The organism is Mesorhizobium sp. CNPSo 4670 (genome assembly GCF_057784235.1).
Window position 1 is genome coordinate 50,319 of record NZ_JBWJFQ010000008.1, and the last position, 20,783, is coordinate 71,101.

Consider the following 20,783-nt stretch of genomic DNA (forward strand, 5'->3'; position numbering starts at 1 on the left):
GGCGATGGTCCTTGCAATTCTCTGCTCCGGACAGGGGCGGCAGCATCCGGACATGTTCGCCCTGACCGCCGATGCGCCGCAAGCTGCCGGTCTATTTGCCCATGCCGCAACGTTGCTCGGCGACAGGGATCCGCGCGAGATCGTGCGGACCGGATCGGGCGACGTCCTGCACCGCAACCGCACTGGCCAGATCCTCTGCTCGCTGCAGGCGCTGGCAGCCGCGGCGGCGCTGCGGGACACGCTGCCCGACCGGCCGACCGTCGCCGGCTATAGCGTCGGCGAAGTGGCGGCTTGGGGTGTTGCAGGTCTGTTCAGCGCGACCGACACGCTGGACTTCGTCGCGCGTCGGGCGGAAGCCATGGATGCTGCTTCCCCCGGTGGAGACGGGCTGCTTTTCATTCGTGGCCTTTCCCGCAAATCCATCGAGAGACTGTGCGAACGACACAATGCCGCAGTCGCTATCGTCAATCCGGGTAACGCCTTCGTCCTCGGCGGGAGCCGCGCGACATTCGAAGCCCTTGCCGGCGAAGCGAAGGCGGACGGAGCCAGGGTTGTCGAATTACCTGTGGAGGTTGCTTCCCATACGAGACGACTTGCCGGGGCGTCTGCCGCGTTTCGCGCGAGCCTGCGCCATGTTCGCCTGATGCGCTCTCCGACTGACGGCGCGCGTGTCTTGAGCGGAGTCGACGGATCTCCTGTCATCGACGCCAAGGCAGGTTTCGACAAGCTGGCGGCGCAAATATCTCAAACGGTGCAATGGGCCGATTGCGTGCAGGGTTGCGTCGAAGGCGGTGCAACGGCGTTCCTCGAACTCGGGCCCGGGCGGGCGCTGAGCGAAATGGCAGTGGGCGCGTATGGCGACATCCCAGCACGAAGCCTGGAAGACTTCAGAACTCTTCAGGGCGCTTGCGCTTGGCTCAAAGATCACTCAAGCAAGTGAATCTCGAGACGTCGGCGTGCCATGGAGCAGCTATTTTGACGGTGGGCGGCTAACCTCGCCACCAACTTGCAGGGACCACAAAAGCATGCCCTCGCTCGCGAACGCACGTGCAGCGGTTTTGGGACGATGCGTCGATCGAATGCGTTCGACGCGATGCGCTTAGAGCAGTTCACCGTTTCACAGAAACGGCGAACGGCTCTAACTCTTTGTTTCGACGCAATTCCGGACGGAAAACCGTTTCACACTTTTCCTGGAATTGCTCTAGGCCGGCACGATGGGCGACTTCCCCTTACGCAAGGCGTGCAGAAACTGCGGGTCGGCGCGCAAACTGGCGCGGACCAATTCCGGCGGTGTGAGGGCGAGCCACTGATTCAGTGACACATCGGCGAAGTAGGTGCTCTTGAACACCTCCAAATATCGCAGTGTCGTATTGCCTGTGTTCTCGATGTAGTGCCCCATAGCGAAGGGTACGTATCCGACGTCGTTGGCCTGGAAATCGAATGTTCGGGCCTCGCCCGACGCCGCGAACACGCCCATGCGGGCCTGGCCCTGGATGTAGTACTGCCATTCATTCGTATTCGGATGCCAATGCAGCTCGCGCATCCCTCCCGGTTCGACCTCGACAAGGGCCGCCGCGATTGCTTTGGAAACAGGAAACACGGCGCTGTCGGTAATTCGCACCGTTCCGTGTTTCATCCTCATCGGAGCCTGTGCCGTCATGCGGTGGCTGAAGCTCAGCGGGACCTCAACCGCGCCCGCGATCTTGTCTGCGCTGAGCGGCCCCGGAACCGGCGCGGGAAACATGTAAAGCTCGCTGGGATCGGGGACGTTCGCAAGACTCGATGCCGGAACGCCGAAATTCTTGGCGAGCACTTCGGGAGGAGTGTGCTTCAGAAAGTCGCTCAGCAGGAAGGTGTTATCCTCGTCGAAGTCGCCGTCATCGAACACCAGCAAGAATTCCGTCCCGTCTGGATCAAGGCCCTGGATCGAATGTGGAATGCCCGGCGGGAAATACCAAAGGTCACCCGCGCCGACGTCGTCGACGAAATTGTGGCCATTGGCATCGACTGCCGTGATGCGTGCTTTCCCGTAGAGGACATAGGCCCACTCGGCGGCCTTGTGCCAATGCAGTTCGCGCACGCCGCCGGCATTCAGGCGCATGTTCACGCCGGCAATGTCCTTGGAGACTCCGAGCTCGCGTGCGGTCACCTGCCGGGTCCAGCCGCCGCCAGACAGTCGGATATGCGCATCGTCGAACGAGTAACGCAGGTTCGGCAGGCTGCCCGCATCCGTGCTCGGTGGGACCATCAGGTCCGGATTCTGAGCTATTCGGGAAGGATTCATCGGACCGGGGTTGGTGCCGCCGCGGCCGTTGGCTAGCGGGTCACCGTTTTGCGCTTGGGCCAGTGTCGCCGTCGTGAGCAAGCCGCCAGCAGCTGTCGCAGCCAACATGGTTCGACGGGATATCTTATCGGTGGCTATGCTCATCTTGTTTCATTCCTTGCTGCGGTGTGCTTCTCGACTGCGCGAATTGGTTCGGCCACGGACCGGATGAGTTGTCCGATTGGCACGCAAGGCTCACGATATTGATCGGGCGCTGACGAGGTCTTTCCTGTTGACGCATCGTATAGCTGAATCGCACGATGATCGTGGCCGTGGCTCACCCGACCCTGTGTCGTCGTACCTCTCGTGTTGCTGCCAGAACCTGTGCGTTGTGTTTTGCCTGCGTGCTTTCCGCCGGATCTGATGCTGTAGGCTCGCTCTCAAGCTGTGCCGCCGATGGGTCGCTCGATCCCCAGAATTGGTTCGCGGCGCGCTTGCCGTGACAAAGGTGCAATCAGGCACCGACGACCGCAATTTCGAACAAGCAGAAAGGATTTCGCTGCTTAAGCTGGACCTGGACACTGTGCGACACGGAGGTCGATCAGCGCGCAAGCGTCGACCAGAAGCTGGGCAGAGACCTTATGCGGCATGGACTATTTCCGCGAACACCGAGCAATTCGCGGCTGGTGGCGCCTCTTGCCAACCTTCTTGCCGCCGGAATATTCGCTGTCGATACTCTTGATCCATTTGCGGGATCTGTCTCGGTCCTCTATGTGGTCGTTGTTCTGCTCGCGTCCACCGCCTTTCGCAGGCGTGGCATCGTCTTTTGTTCGCTCGCCTGTGTTGGGCTCACCGTGCTGAGCTTCTGGCTTGTTCACGGACACGAAGCCAGTGGTGGCGCCCTCAGCCGCTGCGTCATGAGCATCGCGACCATTGTCATTACCGCCCTTTTGGTTCTCAAAAACCAGTCGACCTCGACCGATCTATCCGAAAAGGCCGAACTGCTCGATTTGACGCATGACGCGATTTTCGTACGCGGCATGGGCGGTCTGATCTCCTATTGGAATCGTGGTGCAGAAGCCATTTACGGCTGGTCGGCCGAACAGACGGCGGGAAAGTCCACCCATCAGCTCCTGCAGACGGTCTTTCCAGCCAGGCTCGACGAGATCAATCGGGAACTGCTCAGCTCCAACCGCTGGGAAGGTGAACTCTTGCACACGAAACGCGACGGATCCGTCGTTATCGTTTCCAGCCGGTGGTCGCTGAAGACGGATGCCGACGGCAGACCGTTGGCGGTTCTCGAAACGAATACGGACATATCAGAGCGCAGGCGAGCCGAAACCGAGGTCCTGAAGGCCCAGGCGGAACTCGCCCATGTGACACGCCTCACCACATTGGGTGAATTGACGGCCTCGATCGCGCACGAGGTGAATCAGCCGCTTGCCGGCATCGTTATGAACGGCGAGGCGTGCCTGCGATGGATGGATCGAGACAAGCCCGATCTGGATGAGGTCCGCAGCGCGGTCAAGCGGAGCATCGCTGACGCCCAACGCGCCAGCGATATCGTCCATCGAATCCGGGCGTTGTCCAAGAAGGGCGACATCCAGATGGCCCTTGTCGACGTGAACGAGATCGTCAACGAATCGCTCACGTTGGTGCATCGTGAGTTCGTTGCAAATCGCATCGCCCTGAAACTGGATCTAGCCAACCGGGCGCTGCCGGCACTTGGCGACCGTATCCAGCTTCAACAGCTCCTGATCAATCTTTTGATCAACGCGATTCAGGCAATGGCCTCTGGCAACAGCGACTTGCGCGAAATTCTCGTTACGACTTCGATCGATGAATCGAACCAGGCAAATGTGAGGGTCCAGGATACGGGACCAGGCATCGATCCCGATAGTGCGCGTCAGTTGTTCAAGGCCTTCTTCACCACCAAGGCGGAGGGATTGGGCATGGGACTGTCGATCTGCCGGTCGATCGTTGAGTCACATGGAGGCCATGTGTGGATCGAGCCCAATCCAGGCGGCGGCGCGATATTCCAATTTTCCTTGCCACGCGTCGAAAAGGATGCCGGCTCATGATCCAACGCCCCGCCTCTCCCTCTCAACCACAAGTCGGCAATGGCGCCATGCCTCCGACTGTCCTGGTCGTGGACGACGATCCGTCGTTGCGTGAAGCCTTAAGCAGCCTCTTCCGATCTGTTGGAACGCGTGTCGAGCTTTTCGGTTCTGCTCCCGAACTGCTGAACAGTCGGCTTCCCGACGGTCCAAGCTGCCTTGTGCTCGATATCCGGCTGCCGGAGGTGAGCGGACTCGAATTTCAAACGCAATTGAGCAAGGCAGGCATTCACTTGCCGATCATTTTCATGACCGGCCACGGCGACATTCCCATGTCCGTGCGAGCCATGAAGGCCGGCGCGGTCGATTTCCTCACCAAGCCCTTCCGAGATCAGGATATTCTCGATGCAGTCGCCGGCGCTCTGGAGCGCGACAGGCAACGGCGAGACAAAGACCGGGCGCTGTCGGAGCTGCAGAGCCTTCTGAGCACCCTGACCCCTCGGGAACGCCAGGTGATGGCATTTGTCGCGACTGGATTGATGAACAAGCAAATCGCTGGCGAGATGCAACTCAGTGAAATCACGGTGAAAATCCACCGCGGTCGCCTGATGAAGAAAATGGGCGCCAGAACTCTGGCCGACCTTGTGAAGATGGCCGGCGCCCTGGGGATAGACGCTCCCGGTAAATAAGCTTGTTACACCTCTGTATAACTTTCGCTTTCGCAAGCGCGGGCGCAATATCTGGCCGAGAAGCAGTCGTTGAAGCAGCAATGTTTGGGTCATCGGCAAGCACGGAGGAATAGTGAATTGACCCGCAGCGCGATGATCTCGATCGTCGATGACGATGAGTCCGTTCGACTTGCCACTGCAAGCCTCGTCAGATCGTTGGGTTTCATCGCATTTGCATTCGAATCGGCCGAGGATTTCCTGATGTCATCTAATCTGGAAACTACGTCGTGCCTGATCTGCGATATCCAGATGCCCGGAATGACAGGAATAGAACTGCAGGATCATTTGATCGAACATGGCTATCACATACCGACAATCTTGATCACCGCCTTTCCAGAGGAGCGTGTCCGCAAACGCGCTCGGGAAACGGGCGCCATCGGCTTCTTCGGCAAGCCGTTGGACAGCCAGGCCATGATCAACTGTATCGATTCTGCGCTTCATGGCGCGCGCTAGCGGCACCTGGGTGCACCTTCGCGATTCAGGCGAACAACGCTGCAAACAGCGGCAGCGCTGAACAGAGAAGCCAACATCGAACGTCTATGGGCGTCGAAAAACAACTGATCCCCTGCGAGGTAGGCAAGGAGTGCTTCATGGCGCGCGCAGCAATAACAAATTTGGCAAACGAAGACGGGCTTCGCCGTTATCTCGGCGAGATCAAACATCTCCCCATGCTGACGCTGGGGCAGGAACAAGCGCTGGCAAAACGCTGGCGCGACGACAACGATCCGGAGGCCGCTCACCAACTGGTGTTGTCGCATCTTCGCCTCGTTGCCAAAATTGCCATGCGCTATCGCGGGTACGGGCTGCCGATGTCAGAGGTGATATCAGAGGGCAGCATCGGCCTGATCAAGGCGGTCAATCGCTTCGAACCGGAGCGCGGCTTTCGTTTGGCTACCTATGCGATCTGGTGGATCAAGGCGTCCATTCGCGAATATGTCCTGCGCTCCTGGTCACTGGTGAAGGTCGGTACGACGCCCAATCAAAAAAAGCTGTTCTTCAACTTGCGGCGACTCAAGGCTCGCCTCTCGGCACTGGACGACGGTGACCTGCGTCCAGAGCACGTGGAATTCATCGCAAGCAACCTTGGCGTGACGGAGCAAGAAGTTGTTTACATGAACAGCCGCATGGACGGGGACAGGTCGCTCAATGCGCCCCTGCGGGGCCAGGCCGAAGGCCAATGGCAGGATTTGCTGGTCGAGGGCGAGGACAGCCAGGAGTACAAGTTCGTTCAGTTCGAGGAAGCTTCCGGCCGGCACAGGGCGCTGATCGACTCGCTTGGCGTTCTCAACACACGCGAACGGCGCATCCTCGAGGCGCGTCGGCTTGCGGATGATCCGAGGAGCCTGGCAGATCTCTCCAGCGAATTCGGCGTTTCGCGCGAGCGTGTGCGCCAGATTGAGATGCGCGCCTTCGAAAAATTGCAAAACGCAGTGAAGGTTAGCTATGCGAAACGGGACAACACCCGGCCGTTGTCAGTGTGAAATGACACGACGGGAGAAGGGTCGGCTGCGGAGCGCAAATCGGCGCTGAGCAATGCCAATCAACCCGGCACCAAATACCTGTCGCGCAAAACTGGGCAGGACACCTTGCAGCCGAGGCCGTGAAGGACTGCCCGCAGAGCACACTGACGGCCTCACATGCAATCAAGAGAGAATGTTTGTAGTTATAAGATATACAAAAATCAAACAAGCGTATCATGCTGAAGAGCGTCTCCTGTATCTATATTAATATTGCTTTCAGTAATCTAAGAAAGCTTCAACTGCAGGAGCGTATTATGAAAAGATCAACATCATTCCTGGCGACGATCGTCATGGGCGCAATGCTGGCGGCTGGCTCAGCGACGGTCTCGATGGCGCACGGCGGTGGCGGCGGCCATGGCGGTGGCGGCGGCTTTGGCGGCGGCGGTCATGGTATGAGCATGGGCGGTGGCCGCGGTGCAGGCTTTGCCGATGGCGGTCGTGTCGCAATCATGGGCGGTGGCGCCCATGTCCGTGGTGTCCATGTCGGCGACGGTCATAGGTTCAGAAGGGACCGCGGTTTCGGCAGTGACTTTTATGACGACGGCTACTGCGGTTACCCGTACCCATACTATGAGTATCGCGACCTTTATCCATATTGTCCGTGAACCACCACGGCCTCTTCGAATCCGGACTCCACGGTGCGAGTGGGGACCGGATTCGAACACTGAAGGTTTTGGTTCGCACGTCTGCCGAACCGCGGCCTGACTGGAAGTACTGTTCAATATTCCATGAATTCTCAACCCGAAGGAGTATATTGTGAGAAAATCAGCAGCAATATTGGCAAAGATTACTTTGGGCGTGATGCTGGCCACCGGCTCGGCGACGGTCTCCATGGCGCGCAGCGACGGCAGGGATGGTCATGCCGTACACTTCAGCAGCGGCGCCATTGGCAACCGCCAGCACCACAAAGTCATTTTTGGCGGTCGGGAAGCTGGCGACCGGGAATATGATAGCCAGCTCTGGTTGAACGACGACACCGACACTGCTTACTGCTCGTTCGACGCTGTGAACCCGAGTTACTACGGATCCAATGGTATCTGGCACTCTTGCCTGTAACCCAATTCAGCCGGCCGCCCCTGGAAAATCGGTATCGAAATGCTCGGGCCGAGATTGGTTGTGATCGCATTGGCCGTCAGCTGGTTCCCAGCCTTGGGCGTCGAAGGCCGCCGATCCATTCAACTTAATCGATAGAATTCCGCCACCGCCACCCCGATGTCGGCGGTGGCCGCGTGAATATCCGGGCGCCGTCGCGCGAGATCGGAAGGAATGCTGGCAGGCTCGGCGCCGCTTTCGTAGACCTTTCCAGCCGCCAATCCATGGTCCGACCCCGCGCCCTGTCGCGGTTAGCACATGTTCATATTGAGCAGTCAGCGCATCGTAGGGTTGATGAAAGGGCGAGGCCCACTCCGACAAGGAGCGCGATCTTGTCCAAATCTCACAAATGCTCGGGGTCGGCGTGCGAATAGGGAAATCCAGCCGCCTTTAGGGAAGAGCGCTTCCCCTCCATCTGGCATCGTCTCCATCTGACCGGGCGAAATCCGACCCTCCCAACGACCCGAGGAAGTGCTGCCTGCACATATGAAATCCTTGGCCTCAGGCAGTCAGGGCGGTGGGATTAGTACGATGTTCTCTGCCCCTACCTAGACACATGAAACGACGGTAGTTCCAATGCGAAATGAGAATGATGTTGCGATGCCAATCTTGCTGATTACCGTTGCGGTCGCTCTCTTGTGCAGCGGGCCGAGCTTGGCTCAAATCAGCACCATACCCGCGACAGGAATGACATCGCCGCTTTCTGCAATAGGTTCGCCCCTCAATCCGGTTGCTATTCCCCTGGGCGCGGTCGAACTCGATCCGGGTGGCTTGACGGGTAGCACCCTGGGCATCGGGAATAGTTCCGTGAGCGACTCCGGGTGTACCAATGCCTTGGCGCCAAGTGTTTTGGCGTCAAGTTCCGAAGTTGCCGCAGCCACTTCCGCCCTTTCCACTTTCGACGGCGGAGGCATGAACGCAACCACATCCACGAGCGGGACGTCGTTTGTGAACCCGACGGTTTCAACGGCGTCGGGCACCTGCAACTCGACGGCGTCGAGCACGTCGTCTTTCGGCACCACAGCGACACCATCAATGACCACCGGGACATCGTCCACGAGTCTTGGAGCCGCAGTTGGGATTCCGCTTGGGTCTTCGGAGCTCAGCAATTTGGGAGTGAGTTCGCCGATTGGCATTCCAACACCCGCGTTGGCCGATCCGGTAACAAGTCCACAGGTAGCGATTCCTACGATCAATGTATCAGGCACATCCTGCGGCAGCACGGGGCTGACGGGCATGAACCTCACGCCGTCGACATCCGGCTGCTGAAAAAGACTGATCCCTTTAGAGCCGTCTGTCGTAGGAGCCCTCGATGCGCAAGCGACCCTTCATTGTTGCTGCGCTGCTGATCATGATCGGCGGCGTTGGGCTTGCAGCCAAACACGTCTACGACCATTCCGAACCTGCGGCGGCCTCCGGTCCTGCCCCGGCGGTTCCGGTCATTGCCGGAAAGGTAGCCAGTCACGATGTGCCGATCTACCTTCGCGGTGTAGGAACGGTAATCGCCTACAACAACGTGGTAGTGCACAGCCTGATCTCGGGACCGATTACGAAGGTCACATTCACGCAAGGTCAGACCGTGAAAAAGGGCGATCTGCTGGCGCAGATCGACCCAGATCCCTATCAGGCACAAATCGATCAGATAACCGCCACTCGCGATCGCGACCAGGCGCTGCTCGTCAATGCGCAGGCAGACCTGGACCGTTACACGCAACTGCTGGCGAAGGGCTTTGCCACGTCCCAACTGGTAGCCACGCAGAAGGCTCAAGTGATCCAGCTCCAGGCGACCATCAAGGCAGACGAGGCTCTGCTACAGGCCGAGCAGATCAATCTGAGCTACACCCGTCTGACCTCGCCGATCGACGGTGTAACGGGTATCCGGCAGATCGACGAAGGCAATATCATTCACCCGACCGATACTTTTGGTCTGGTCGACGTAGCTCAGGTCCAACCGATCTCGTTGATCTTTACGTTGCCCGAGGACACGCTCCCGCAAATCCAGAAGCAGATGGCCAAGGGGCAGCAGCTTACGGTCTTTGCGTACAGCCAGGACGACAAGACCAAGCTCGACGAAGGCAAACTTTTGCTTCTCGACAACCAGATTGTCCAGACGACGGGCACGATCCGCCTCCGAGCCACGTTTCCTAACGCCAGGAACCAACTCTGGCCGGGTGCGCTCGTGAATGTACGTTTGCTTCTTGATACCCGCACTGGGGGGCTGACGGTAGCCGGGTCGGCAGTGCAGCAAGGTCCAAACGGCTCCTATGTCTACGTGATCGCGCCTGATGGAACCGCGCGGATACGGCCTGTCACCGTTGCCCAATTGACCGAGGGACAAGCTCTTATCGATTCGGGTCTCGAGGCGAACGAAACGGTCGTGGTCGACGGGCAGTACAGGCTCGAGGAGGGCGCCCCCGTTCAAGTGCTGCGGGGCAAAGCCGCTGATGAAGCCGCCCTGCAAAGCGCCGTGCAGCAGGCAATCCCGTGAATGTCTCGGCCCCTTTTATTCGCCGGCCGATCGCGACAGGCCTGCTGATGGTGGGTCTGCTGCTGTGTGGGCTGGCTACCTACCAGCTTCTGCCGGTCGCATCCTTGCCGAACGTCAACTTTCCGACGATCCAGGTGTCAGCGCAGTTGCCCGGCGCCGATCCCGAAACCATGGCGTCGTCGGTAGCCACCCCGCTTGAGCAACAGATAAGCCAACTCCCCGGCGTGACCCAGCTGTCTTCGACCAGCGCGCTTGGCAGCACGCAGCTCACCGTTCAGTTCGACCTCAGCCGCAGCGTCGACAGCGCCGCGGTTGACGTGCTGTCGGCGATCAATGCCGCAAGCCCAGATCTGCCGCTGGGCATCCCCTACCCGCCGACCATCCGTAAGGTTAATCCGGCGGATACTCCGATCCTGGTGCTCGCGCTGACATCCGACACCCTTCCACTGACGACGGTCGATGCCTATGCGGAAAACATCCTGCTGCCGAAGATCTCGCAAATCTCCGGCGTGGGTCTTGTAGGCATTGGCGGCCAGCAGAAGCCGGCGATCCGTGTTCAGGTCAATCCGCAAGCGGCCGCGGCCCGCGGCATTGGCCTTGAAGATGTTCGCAACGTGCTCGGCGAGGCCAATGTTGATATTGCGAAGGGCACGCTCAATAGCCCGCGTCAAACCTTCACGCTCAACACAAACGACCAACTGCTCAAACCTGACGCCTACAATGATGTTATCGTCGCCTATCGCAATGGCTCCCCTGTACGCATCCGCGACATCGGCACCGCGATAGACGGGCCGGAGAACCACTTTGTCGCCGGCTGGTTCGACAAGAAGCCCGCCATCTTGCTGGCTATCCGGCGCCTGCCCGGTGCCAATGTGATCGAGACGGTTGGCCGCATTCAGGCTCTGTTGCCCCAACTGCAAGCGTCGATCCCGCCCGGCATCAAGGTATCGGTCGTTTCAGACCGCACACAAACCATCCGTGCCTCGGTCGCAGACGTGCGGTTCACGTTGATGCTGACCGTCGCTCTGGTGGTGATGGTGATATTCCTGTTCCTGCGCAATTTCTGGGCAACGGTCATTCCCGCAATAACCGTGCCCCTCTCGCTCGTCGGTACTTTTGCAGTGCTCTATGTGCTTGGTTACAGCCTCGACAATCTGTCGCTCATGGCCTTGTCTATCGCGGTCGGCTTTGTCGTCGACGATGCAGTCGTCGTGATCGAGAACATCGTCCGTCACATCGAAGATGGCCTCACTCCGATGGAGGCTGCGCTGAAGGGCTCGAGCGAAATCGGCTTCACCATCATTTCGATTACGCTGTCGCTCATCGCAGTGTTCATTCCACTATTTCTAATGGGAGGCTATGTCGGCGAACTCTTCCAGGAATTCGCCGTAACGGTGAGCGTTTCACTGATCCTGTCGCTGGTGGTCTCGCTCACGCTGACGCCAATGATGTGCGCGCGTCTGCTCAAGAATGAGGCGGACGTCAGGCACGGGCGGCTCTATAACATTTGCGAAAGCGGCTTCGACGCGCTGCTTGGATTGTATGAACGCGGCCTAAGGATCGTCCTGCGGCACACTTTCGTGACGCTGCTCGTCATGCTCGGAACGATTGCTGTCACCGGCTATCTCTACTTCATCATCCCGAAGGGCTTTTTCCCGCAACAAGACACCGGCCTGATTATCGGCGTCACCGAGGCCGATCAGGATATTTCGTTCCCGGCTATGTCCGAGCGTCAGCAGGCGGTAACCGACATTGTGCTGAAGGATCCGGCGGTAGCTTCGGTCGGAGCCTCGATAGGAGCAACCGGCGGGAGCACGCTCAATCGCGGGACAATGTACATTGCCTTGAAGCCAAACAACCAACGTGACGTCAACGCCGATCAGGTGATCAGCCGGCTGTCATCCCAACTCGCCAAGATTCAAGGCATAGCGCTTTACATGCAAGCGGCACAGGACATCACTGTCGGCGGTCGGGTTTCGAAGACGCAGTATCAATATACTCTGACCGATGCCGATTCCAACGAGCTCAACCATTGGGCCCCGATATTCCTCGATAAGCTTAGAGCCATGCCGGGAATCGTTGACGTGGCCACCGATCAGGAGAATGCAGGACCACTGCTCGATGTGACCGTCAATCGCGAAGTCGCGTCGAGCTTCGGAATCCTCCCGTCGACGATCGACAACACGCTCGACGATGCTTTCGGCCAGCGCATCGTCTCCACAATGTTCACACAGCTCAATCAGTATCACGTGGTTCTCGAGGTCAGCCCGGAATTCCAGTACGGTCCCGAGGCGCTCAAGGATATCTATCTGAATTCTTCGACAGGGCAGCAGGTGCCGTTAAGCGCCCTGGTAACCAGCATGACGAAGGCTGCGCCGATCGTGATCAATCATCAAGGCATGTTTCCGGCGGTCACGATCTCCTTCAATCTAAAACCCGGGGCGGCGCTGGGAAATGCGGTCGCCGCGATCCAGCAGTTCGAACGCGATGCCGGAAAGCCTGCTTCGCTTGCAACCAGCCTCCAGGGCAACGCGCAAGCCTTTCAGGCGGCGCTGTCAGGCACCCCAATCCTGATCGGAGTGGCGCTGGTGGTGATCTACATCATCCTTGGCGTGCTCTATGAGAGCCTGATCCATCCGATCACCATTCTATCGACGCTGCCTTCAGCCGCTATCGGCGCCTTGTTCTTGCTGATGGCGGTCCATATGGATTTCAGCGTCATCGCCATGATCGGCGTTATCCTGCTGATTGGCATCGTCAAGAAGAACGGCATCATGCTTGTCGACTTTGCGCTCGAGGTCGAGAGGAACGAAGGTCTCAGTCCACAGGAGGCAATCTACCGCGCTTGCACCATACGTTTCAGGCCGATCCTGATGACCACCATGGCGGCGATGCTAGGCGGCGTGCCGATGATGCTGGGCACCGGCGCCGGATCGGAAATCCGCCAGCCGCTCGGCTACACGATCGTGGGTGGCTTGGCGCTGTCGCAGATTCTCACGCTCTACACGACACCGGTGGTCTACTTGTATCTTGAGCGGCTCGGCAAATTCCTGGGTGGCTTGCGAGGCGCAAAAACACCGCCTGTGGAGCCCGAGCAGGGCGAACTCTTCTCCGAAACGAGGCACCCAGCCGGCTAGGCGAGAGGTTCAGGTCCCGTTGTCAGGGGGTATGAAGCAGTAGACGCTGTTCCCAGCCGCGCAAATGTGGGCCGTTTCGTTCCATGAGTAGGGGTGTTCAGGCACCCTTTTGGACGGCTCGATCGGCGTCCATACTCCGTTGAGTTTGCCCCACCACTTTCCCCCTTCGAACTTGGCGACCGTTGGCCGACAGTCGCCGCCGTTGCAGCATGAGCCACCCAGCGTGTTATGCATCCCCATGTAGATGCTGTGCCACTTCTCGTGCCCCTGGCCGTAATTGCCCTCGGGAGGGCCAATGGGGACGTGGGAAGTGTGGTCCTGGGCCAGTGCGGGGCTGGCCACCAGCAGGAAAACCAGTAGGCGGAAGGCCATTACTCAACATCCTCCAATTGGTGTTACGGATTGTCTCTCCGAAACATTCCTGGGAGCAGAAGTAGTACTGGTGGGGTATTTTCACCGCGCCGACGCAGTTCAAACATTTCATTCTTTTGCTCCTTCGCGGTTGGGGAAGCATGCATAGATTTTGCCGTTGGCATGAATAATCCATTGGTATGGCTGCATAACCCAAATGGCAAAGAAGTTACTTTGGATTGTCTGTTGGGAGGCGTCCGACGGACACCGTTTTTGACGAGAACGACGAACACAGTGGGGTCGCTGCGCGATCCGCAATTGGCACGCTGGTCTCCGGCTTCGCCTGGAAACCAATGAAGAAGCCAATCGGCGCAACGGGCGAAACGCGAATTGGGGTGGCGTTTGCGAAAGACATTTCTTTGCTTGGACGCAACATTCGGCGCTCGATACCGAGGATTTGAACGCATGGCACCCAGGAAGTCGATGCGGCCTTGCGAGTCCGCCGCTGGCGGCGGGCGCGCGCTGCTGGTGACCGGAACAGCCCTCACGGAGCAGGGCATCGCCATTGGCGGCTCGACGACGCTGCTGCACATGAATCTCACGCCACCCTGGACGGCGATCGCAGTTCGACCAGTCGGATCCGCAGCTCGCGAGGCGACGGCCTGGAGGCCGAGAGCAACGGGCACTGTCCAACTCGGATGCTCCTTCCCTCTGGGCCGCCGTCGGCATGCTTCGGTGCCTGGCTCCGCGATCTCCGCCGGCATCGACCCACTCGACTCGGCGATCATCGATGCGTTGTCGTGGCGCGACCGTATCGGTAAGACGCACTGGTTCGAATTCCTCGCCATGACGGGACCGCTCTGCCTTTTCGTCGTGCTCGCGGGCTCAACCGCGGACGTGGTCGCCAGATCGTTTTTGATTTTCTTCGCCATCTATTCAGACCTGGTGATCGTCTTGCTTTGGTTTGCGGAGAAAGACGATGCCCAGACTGAACCGACCCAGTCTCATCCACGCCCCAAGCGCATCGTTCCTTGCGTGAAGGGCCAAGGGGATGATCATCCCCAGTTCCTACAGCCAGTGGATGCAAGCGAAGCCCATAGTCGACGATGCGACCGGCGTCGGGCGCGTCAAGCAGGAGAGTGGGATGGCTAATCGGGCGCGGTACCTTGTGGTGCCCAGCTTCCTAGTGCCTCTCGTTGCATGTTCGGAAGCATCGGCGTCCTACGTTGGGGATCGCTTCTTCCCCTCGACGCTTGCGACCGTGGTCCCCACCCCGGCTGACTTCGTCAATTTTCCCCAATTGATGCAGTTGCCCGACACCGGCTCGCGCGAGATCGACTTTCCTTTCTCCTACAGCAAGCTCATCACCCCGGATTGGTCCGTGTCGTTCACCGCAAACTACCGCATGGTCGATCGGGGGGGCACGCGCTCGGGCTTCGACGATTGGGTGCTCGGCACCCAATATGAAGTCTATTCCAATGCCGAGCATGAGTTCGTGTTCTCGGCAGGCGGTACGCTGGCGCTGGGCGGCACCGGATCGTCCGACATCGGTGCCAAGTCGTTCTCGACGCTGACACCGACCCTTTACGTCGGCAAGGGCTTCGGCGATCTGTCGGATTCGCTGGCGTGGCTGCGTCCGGTCAATGTCACCGCGACTCTAGGAGTCGCGCTGCCGACCGAATCCACCACCCTGACCGGCGCCACCGCGGTCGACAACCCAGACACCTTGCAATGGGGCTTTGCCCTGGAATACAGCCTGCTCACCAATGCGCATTCCGCTGACAAGGGTAATGCTCATCGCTTCGCCGAGGGCTTTGTGCCGCTGGTGGAATTCGCAATGCAGACGCCGCTGAACGGGCCGTCGGCTGGACAGACCACGGGCACGATCAATCCTGGCGTTATCTGGGTGGGCGAGTACGCCCAACTCGGGGTGGAGGCGATCGTTCCGATCAATGCGAGTTCGGGCCGCGACATCGGCGTGCGTGCACAGCTCCACCTCTATCTCGGCAACATTTTTTCGAACGGAATCGGAAAGCCGATCTTCGACTGATCGCGCGCCGCGCCTTGCATGAGTCTGTCCAGGTCTCCGCGGCCAGGGACGTAGCCGCCACGCGAGGACCTCGGGCCAATCGGCGAAAGCTGGCGGCAGGAATAAACTTCTGGCCCTATGCACCAGATCATTTCTTATGTGTGGAATGATACTTGAAGATTAAGTAAATAAACAATTGCAGCCATGCTTAATGTGCTTTGTATAGTTGTTCAGAACGTATTTCGAAACCTATATAAGGATTGCGGGCATAGCGATATCTCTATCGCCAATTCGGAATTTGCCGCGCTGTGCAACAGAACGACACAACAGGTGAATCGCATGGGTTCTCTTTCAATAGGGGCTGCAATCGCGGCAGTCCTTCTGCCAACCGCTTGGGCCGCTGCCGCAGCTTCGCCTCCAGGACGCATGCAGGCAAAGTTCGATCGTGTCGAACGAAAAACGAACAGCAACCACACTTCGTTGCCGAGGCACGGTGAAGTACCGACAACCAGATCGGCCAAGAAGCCGGCATCGCAGCTCGACAACGACGGGGACAAGTATCCCCCGACCGATCTTTTTTCAGGCATGAACCGGTTCTGATGAGAGGTGTTGCGCCTCTCACGACACGGTGATTGCGGTTGAGGCTGACTTGACCGCCCCGTCGACTCGAGTTGGGCCCACCTGCGACAGACGAGCCCCAGTTGCGACGTCGGATCTTGTCTCCGAAACCGCGCGATGCATCGCGCCGCAAGCAAGTCGCATCGCCGAAGGTCCCGACGCCGGCAACGCTCAGGCGATCGACCGTGAATCGGTTCCTGCTCGGAAGGCAGGAGGGAAAAATGGGCCGATGACGACATGTCATCGGCCCAATAACTCGAGCGGTGAGAAACGCTCCCGGGGGGAGGAGCGCCTTCACAATCGATCGGCGGGCGTGGGAGGGGCCCGGAGAACCAATCTGGCACGAGTTGGAGCGCTGCCACGATGGTGACGAAAACGGATCGAAACCACCGATCGCAACGCCCACCCACAAGCTAGTGGTTATTGCTGCCGGTGCTTCGTCGTTCTTGCCGGCTTTGCATCCAGCTTGCGGATTTCGCGCGGAACGTCAAAAAGCCCAGGCCAAGCAGGGGACCCCGCTCAAGGTCATCAAGACCTGACGCACAGCCGCGCCAAATCGACCAATCACCTGGGATCGGCCGCAATTGAAGAACCGGCCCATTGGTCAGCTCGGTACATGCACCATTACAATCGATCGCGACGTCCAATCACAAACCAAAGTATGAGCAGTTCAGACCAATACTCTAAGTCCACCTACGGATGTAGAATGGAGTAAATCATCACCGGCGCTCTACGCTGACATCAGATGGGATAACCCGAAGGATGTGCGCCAAGCCATGTTGATGAATCCTGCCTCCCGCGACATCGATTTACCCGCGATTGCTGCCTTCGCGGCCAATGCTAGGCGACCGGAGCAAACGGACCCATTCTTGTCGGCGGATTGGCGCGCTCCGTTCAACGGCGGAAAGGCACAGCGTACCAACTCCGTGGCGCATGCGCAGTTCGGGCGCCGGAGCGCCGATGGGGCCGATTGCCGTGTCGAGATATCTTCAGGCGACGCGGTGAGCAGTCGCACGGTGATTTCAGATGGGATAGTTGCCGAGGTGGTCCAAGCCGCCGGTCATGACAAATTCGAATTCCGGTTTCGAGCGCCCATGCACTTGCTGGTGGTCTACGAGCAGGGCACGCGCCGAGACGGTGACACCTTCGTCGAAGGTTTGCCACGGTCGAAACTGCGGGATTTTGGTCGCCGGCTTACCTTGGTGCCCGCCGGTCGCGAATATCTCGAATGGCATGCACCGCGGACGGCTGCACGTCTCATGTTTGTCTATCTTGATCCTGCCAAGCTGCAAGTTCCGTTCAACGCTGGCATGACCGATGTGACGTTCGTTGCGAAGCTCTTCTTTGAGGACGCAACGCTTTTGGGCACCGCCCTTAAACTGATGAGGTCGCTCGAAAGTCCAAACCTGGAGAATTGGCGTTACCTGGAAGCACTGGGCATCGTCCTGGCTCATGAGTTGGTCCGTTTCCACGAGAGGACGCCGAGAGCCGAACCTCAGCTTCGAGGCGGACTTGCGGCTTGGCAGGAGCGGATAGTAAAGGCCCATATCGAGGCGCATTTGGGCGAACCGGTACCGCTCGCCACTCTCGCCGAGCTTTCTCGGTTGAGCCCATGTTATTTTTGCCGCGCCTTCAAGCTTTCTTTTGGGATGCCTCCGCATCGGTATCATATCAACCGTCGAATCGAGCATGCCAAGGGTCTCCTTGCGACGCGGGCTCATTCGGTGACGGACATCGGATTGACTGTCGGATACAGCGAAACCAGCTCATTCACGGCCGCTTTTCGCAAGGCGACTGGCCTGACCCCGAGTGCTTACCAGCGGAGCCTCGGATAGGCCCTGGACGGCCCGGCTGGGTGGGACCCGGCCTGGCTGGGAATTGCGCAGTCCTTGAAATTCGCCCCTGAAGTCGGCGCTCTTCGATCGAGACTTCGTTCTGGCTCTCACCTTCCCCGGCCTTGATCGGAGATCTGGGTTCTGGCGCAATTGACGGGCGAGTTTTCTCCGCCCGATCCGCCACTTCCGCTTGATCGCTCTCGCCGAGGGGGCAACTTGGTGACCGCATTTCGTCCTGAAATCGTTTCGCGTCAATATGACGTACCATTCCGGCGGTTTTGGCATCCGCACATTTCAACCATTGCCGCATGGCACAGCGATGAACGTCTGCTGGTCGCCGCGCTTGACCAGCAGCAGCGCCGACTTCTTGCTGGATTTTGCTGCGACACTAATGGCTTGGCTGGTGTCCTTCGCCGTCTTCACCGGCACGCCATTGACCGAGATGATGATGTCGCCCAATTCGATGCCGGAGGTGGCTGCCGGCTGGTCCGGATCGACACCCTCGACCACGGCACCATAAACGTGTGAAGGCACATTCAAGGCCTGGCGAACGGTTCGATCGAGGTCACCAAGCGCCAGACCAAGTGTTGGAAAACTGGAATGCAGCGGCTGCGAAGAATTGATTGCGGCCACCGGTTTGACGCTGGCGTCATTGCCGCCGATGACCACCGACAACGCAACTGTCTTCCCATTGCGCCAAACGGACAGTACCTCCCTTTTTCCCGGCAGGAGATCCGCCACGGCTCGAGACAGGGTCTTGGGCTCGTTGATGGTTTGACCGGCAAATCCGGTGATGACGTCGCCGGTCTCGATGCCGGCATGAGCGGCGGGCGATCCGTCGCCGACATCAGCGACCAAAGCACCTTCAGGCGTCGGCAGGCCGAGGGCGTTGGCGAGGTCCGTTGTAACCGGCTGCATCTCGATGCCGAGCAGCCCATGTTCGATCGAACCGTTCTTCACCAGCTTGGCGACGATCTTTTCGGCCTCATTGGAAGGGATCGCAAATCCGACGCCGACGCTGCCGCCATTGGGCGAGTAGATCGCGGTGTTGATACCGACGACAGTGCCGTTGGTGTCGACAAGAGGTCCACCCGAATTGCCGTGGTTGATCGGCGCGTCGATCTGAAGGAAATCGTCGTAGGGACCACTGTTTAGGTCGCGCCCGCGGGCGGAAACGATTCCCGCAGTGACTGTCGTTCCGATGCCGAACGGATTGCCAATCGCCAGAATGGGGTCGCCTGCCCTAAGTCTGTCGGAATCGCCCCAGGCAACAGTGGGAAGAGGCTTCCCAGCCCTTATTTTCAGGACCGCAAGGTCTGATTTTGCGTCGCGGCCGACAAGGGTTGCCGGCAGCTCGGTTCCATCGTCAAGTGTCACCATGATATCCGAAGCTCCGTCGATGACATGGTTGTTGGTGACGATGGTGCCGTCTGAACTGATGATGAAGCCGGAGCCGAGGGCCTCTGCCAGTTGCGTCGCTCCCTGCGGTGGTGCCTTGGGCGCCGGAATCCCCCGATTGCTGAAGAATCGAGGCAGCCGTTCATCGGACGACAGACCGCTGTCCGAGGGCTGGGTTTGGCCATCGGGCGCCGATGAAGTTTTCATGATCGACGTGATCGTCACCACTGCCGGTTTGTCGCCCGCAACGATCGGAGCATAGGAGGTGGCCGGAGCGCGATTGCCGGAGGCCTCCGGGGAGGAGTCCATTTTCGTATCGGCCAAGCTCGCGTTCAGAGCAACCCCAGCGACGAGCGGCGCTGCGAGGACGGCGGAGAAAAGCAGCACGGCGCGGTGCCTGCGGAGGATGTTGAAAGTTGACATGGTCGCGACCCGTGCGAGGCTTTGGTCCTGGCGCCGTGGCGTGTTCCTCGTGCGGAACCGTCTATCCGGCGTACGGCCGATCGGATGCGCTAGCCTCGCTGATTAGCTTCCGATCAAGCCGATTTACTAGGCTGGTACTGGTTGCTTCCGGTTTGTGCTTTTGTTGGCAAGCATGCGAGGGCTACTAGCGGTGCGACGCAGTGTCTTTCGAGATCGACCACGTCGATTGTCGACATGTCTCCTTGCGGGAGGCGCGCATAAGGCTTCAGTCAACTCTGGCCACTTCAGCTGCCTGGTCTGGAATCAAGAGCACCCGGTAGCTTGTCCCTTCGCATCGGAGCAGGTAGGCGGTTTGATTTGGTACGGACTCGGCCGCAATGCGCTTGGCAGAACTTGGATTTCTGCAAGGGAAGCCTTGGCTTCGCACCTGGTCGGCAACCACGCTTGCCACGGTGTCCTGGTCTTTGGCTGCAGCGGTGGCTGTGCCGGCGAGACAGATCGACAAGAAAACGCTGGCGCCAATGGATGAAATCTGCACCAGGGCTCGATTGCTGCCCATTTGTAGTCTCCTCTTCGTATTCCGCCGGCAACCGCTACCGCAGAATTGGTGGCTTCGATCTTGGAAGACGTCAGTCGTAGACGTTCACATCGTGACCGACTCCGACAGGTCGCCGCCAGCCCGACATTCATCTACGTGCCATTCTTGGGCCGCCTTCCATCGCGTTCGACGGCCAGCATACCCGCTGGTTTGTGGACGGCTTTGTCTGCTTTGCGGCGGCTGGCCCTTCCTTGCGGTTATCACCCCTGGGCTCGCTGGTGCTGCCCGCCCAGTTTGCCGTGTTAC

General features: G+C 59.1%; 17 protein-coding genes. 12 read left to right on the plus strand and 5 right to left on the minus strand.

The genetic code is table 11. The features are described 5' to 3' along the window. Nucleotides 1-4: 4 nt before the first annotated feature. Nucleotides 5-940, plus strand: a complete 936-nt coding sequence (locus tag AC0ZT5_RS15370; RefSeq protein WP_488497118.1) for a malonate decarboxylase subunit epsilon — start codon at nt 5-7, stop codon at nt 938-940. Between the two features lie 261 nt (nt 941-1,201). Here AC0ZT5_RS15370 and AC0ZT5_RS15375 read toward each other — a convergent pair whose 3' ends face one another. Beyond that, complete coding sequence (locus AC0ZT5_RS15375; RefSeq protein ID WP_488497119.1) at nt 1,202-2,428, minus strand: oxalate decarboxylase family bicupin; 1,227 nt, start codon at nt 2,426-2,428, stop codon at nt 1,202-1,204. 752 nt (nt 2,429-3,180) lie between these two features. On the opposite strand from AC0ZT5_RS15375, the gene AC0ZT5_RS15380 reads away from it, so the two are divergent. The 6 genes from AC0ZT5_RS15380 to AC0ZT5_RS15405 all read left to right on the plus strand — a co-directional run bounded on the left by AC0ZT5_RS15380 (nt 3,181) and on the right by AC0ZT5_RS15405 (nt 7,624). Next, on the plus strand, nt 3,181-4,344 hold the full coding sequence (locus tag AC0ZT5_RS15380; RefSeq protein WP_488497120.1) for a sensor histidine kinase: 1,164 nt from the start codon (nt 3,181-3,183) through the stop codon (nt 4,342-4,344). Continuing rightward, nucleotides 4,341-5,009 carry a response regulator transcription factor gene (locus AC0ZT5_RS15385; RefSeq protein ID WP_477285306.1) on the plus strand — a complete coding sequence of 223 codons (669 nt, stop codon included), beginning with the start codon at nt 4,341-4,343 and terminating at the stop codon, nt 5,007-5,009. The genes AC0ZT5_RS15380 and AC0ZT5_RS15385 overlap by 4 nt, the downstream gene beginning before the upstream one ends. A 117-nt stretch (nt 5,010-5,126) precedes the next feature. Continuing rightward, nucleotides 5,127-5,501: a response regulator transcription factor gene (locus AC0ZT5_RS15390; RefSeq protein WP_246462152.1), complete on the plus strand. Its 375-nt coding sequence runs from the start codon at nt 5,127-5,129 to the stop codon at nt 5,499-5,501. A 137-nt stretch (nt 5,502-5,638) separates the two neighbouring features. Then, the gene (rpoH, locus tag AC0ZT5_RS15395) at nt 5,639-6,529 is read left to right on the plus strand and encodes an RNA polymerase sigma factor RpoH (protein WP_488497121.1); all 891 of its coding nucleotides are present in this window, start codon (nt 5,639-5,641) and stop codon (nt 6,527-6,529) included. Nucleotides 6,530-6,744: 215 nt separating this feature from the next. Then, nucleotides 6,745-7,173: a hypothetical protein gene (locus tag AC0ZT5_RS15400; RefSeq protein ID WP_488497122.1), complete on the plus strand. Its 429-nt coding sequence runs from the start codon at nt 6,745-6,747 to the stop codon at nt 7,171-7,173. 151 nt (nt 7,174-7,324) lie between these two features. After that, complete coding sequence (locus tag AC0ZT5_RS15405; protein WP_488497123.1) at nt 7,325-7,624, plus strand: hypothetical protein; 300 nt, start codon at nt 7,325-7,327, stop codon at nt 7,622-7,624. A gap of 119 nt (nt 7,625-7,743) precedes the next feature. Here the strand turns inward: AC0ZT5_RS15405 and AC0ZT5_RS15410 are convergent, their stop codons facing one another. Both AC0ZT5_RS15410 and AC0ZT5_RS15415 read right to left on the minus strand, forming a co-directional pair. Further along, nucleotides 7,744-7,881 carry a hypothetical protein gene (locus AC0ZT5_RS15410; RefSeq protein WP_488497124.1) on the minus strand — a complete coding sequence of 46 codons (138 nt, stop codon included), beginning with the start codon at nt 7,879-7,881 and terminating at the stop codon, nt 7,744-7,746. A 438-nt stretch (nt 7,882-8,319) separates the two neighbouring features. Beyond that, a complete protein-coding gene (locus AC0ZT5_RS15415) occupies nt 8,320-8,898 on the minus strand; it encodes a hypothetical protein (protein ID WP_488497125.1) in 579 nt (192 codons plus the stop codon). 74 nt (nt 8,899-8,972) lie between these two features. On the opposite strand from AC0ZT5_RS15415, the gene AC0ZT5_RS15420 reads away from it, so the two are divergent. The 5 genes from AC0ZT5_RS15420 to AC0ZT5_RS15440 all read left to right on the plus strand — a co-directional run bounded on the left by AC0ZT5_RS15420 (nt 8,973) and on the right by AC0ZT5_RS15440 (nt 18,118). Continuing rightward, on the plus strand, nt 8,973-10,148 hold the full coding sequence (locus AC0ZT5_RS15420) for an efflux RND transporter periplasmic adaptor subunit (protein ID WP_488497126.1): 1,176 nt from the start codon (nt 8,973-8,975) through the stop codon (nt 10,146-10,148). After that, complete coding sequence (locus tag AC0ZT5_RS15425; protein WP_488497127.1) at nt 10,145-13,285, plus strand: efflux RND transporter permease subunit; 3,141 nt, start codon at nt 10,145-10,147, stop codon at nt 13,283-13,285. Before AC0ZT5_RS15420 ends, AC0ZT5_RS15425 begins: the two co-directional genes overlap by 4 nt. Nucleotides 13,286-14,101: 816 nt before the next feature. After that, nucleotides 14,102-14,788: a hypothetical protein gene (locus tag AC0ZT5_RS15430; protein WP_488497128.1), complete on the plus strand. Its 687-nt coding sequence runs from the start codon at nt 14,102-14,104 to the stop codon at nt 14,786-14,788. Continuing rightward, nucleotides 14,781-15,686: a hypothetical protein gene (locus tag AC0ZT5_RS15435; RefSeq protein WP_488497129.1), complete on the plus strand. Its 906-nt coding sequence runs from the start codon at nt 14,781-14,783 to the stop codon at nt 15,684-15,686. Before AC0ZT5_RS15430 ends, AC0ZT5_RS15435 begins: the two co-directional genes overlap by 8 nt. A 1,373-nt stretch (nt 15,687-17,059) precedes the next feature. Next, nucleotides 17,060-18,118: a helix-turn-helix domain-containing protein gene (locus AC0ZT5_RS15440; protein ID WP_488497130.1), complete on the plus strand. Its 1,059-nt coding sequence runs from the start codon at nt 17,060-17,062 to the stop codon at nt 18,116-18,118. A 294-nt stretch (nt 18,119-18,412) separates the two neighbouring features. Here the strand turns inward: AC0ZT5_RS15440 and AC0ZT5_RS15445 are convergent, their stop codons facing one another. Both AC0ZT5_RS15445 and AC0ZT5_RS15450 read right to left on the minus strand, forming a co-directional pair. Further along, a complete protein-coding gene (locus AC0ZT5_RS15445; protein WP_488497131.1) occupies nt 18,413-19,939 on the minus strand; it encodes a DegQ family serine endoprotease in 1,527 nt (508 codons plus the stop codon). Between the two features lie 265 nt (nt 19,940-20,204). After that, nucleotides 20,205-20,498 carry a hypothetical protein gene (locus AC0ZT5_RS15450; protein WP_488497132.1) on the minus strand — a complete coding sequence of 98 codons (294 nt, stop codon included), beginning with the start codon at nt 20,496-20,498 and terminating at the stop codon, nt 20,205-20,207. Between the last annotated feature and the right edge of the window lie 285 nt (nt 20,499-20,783).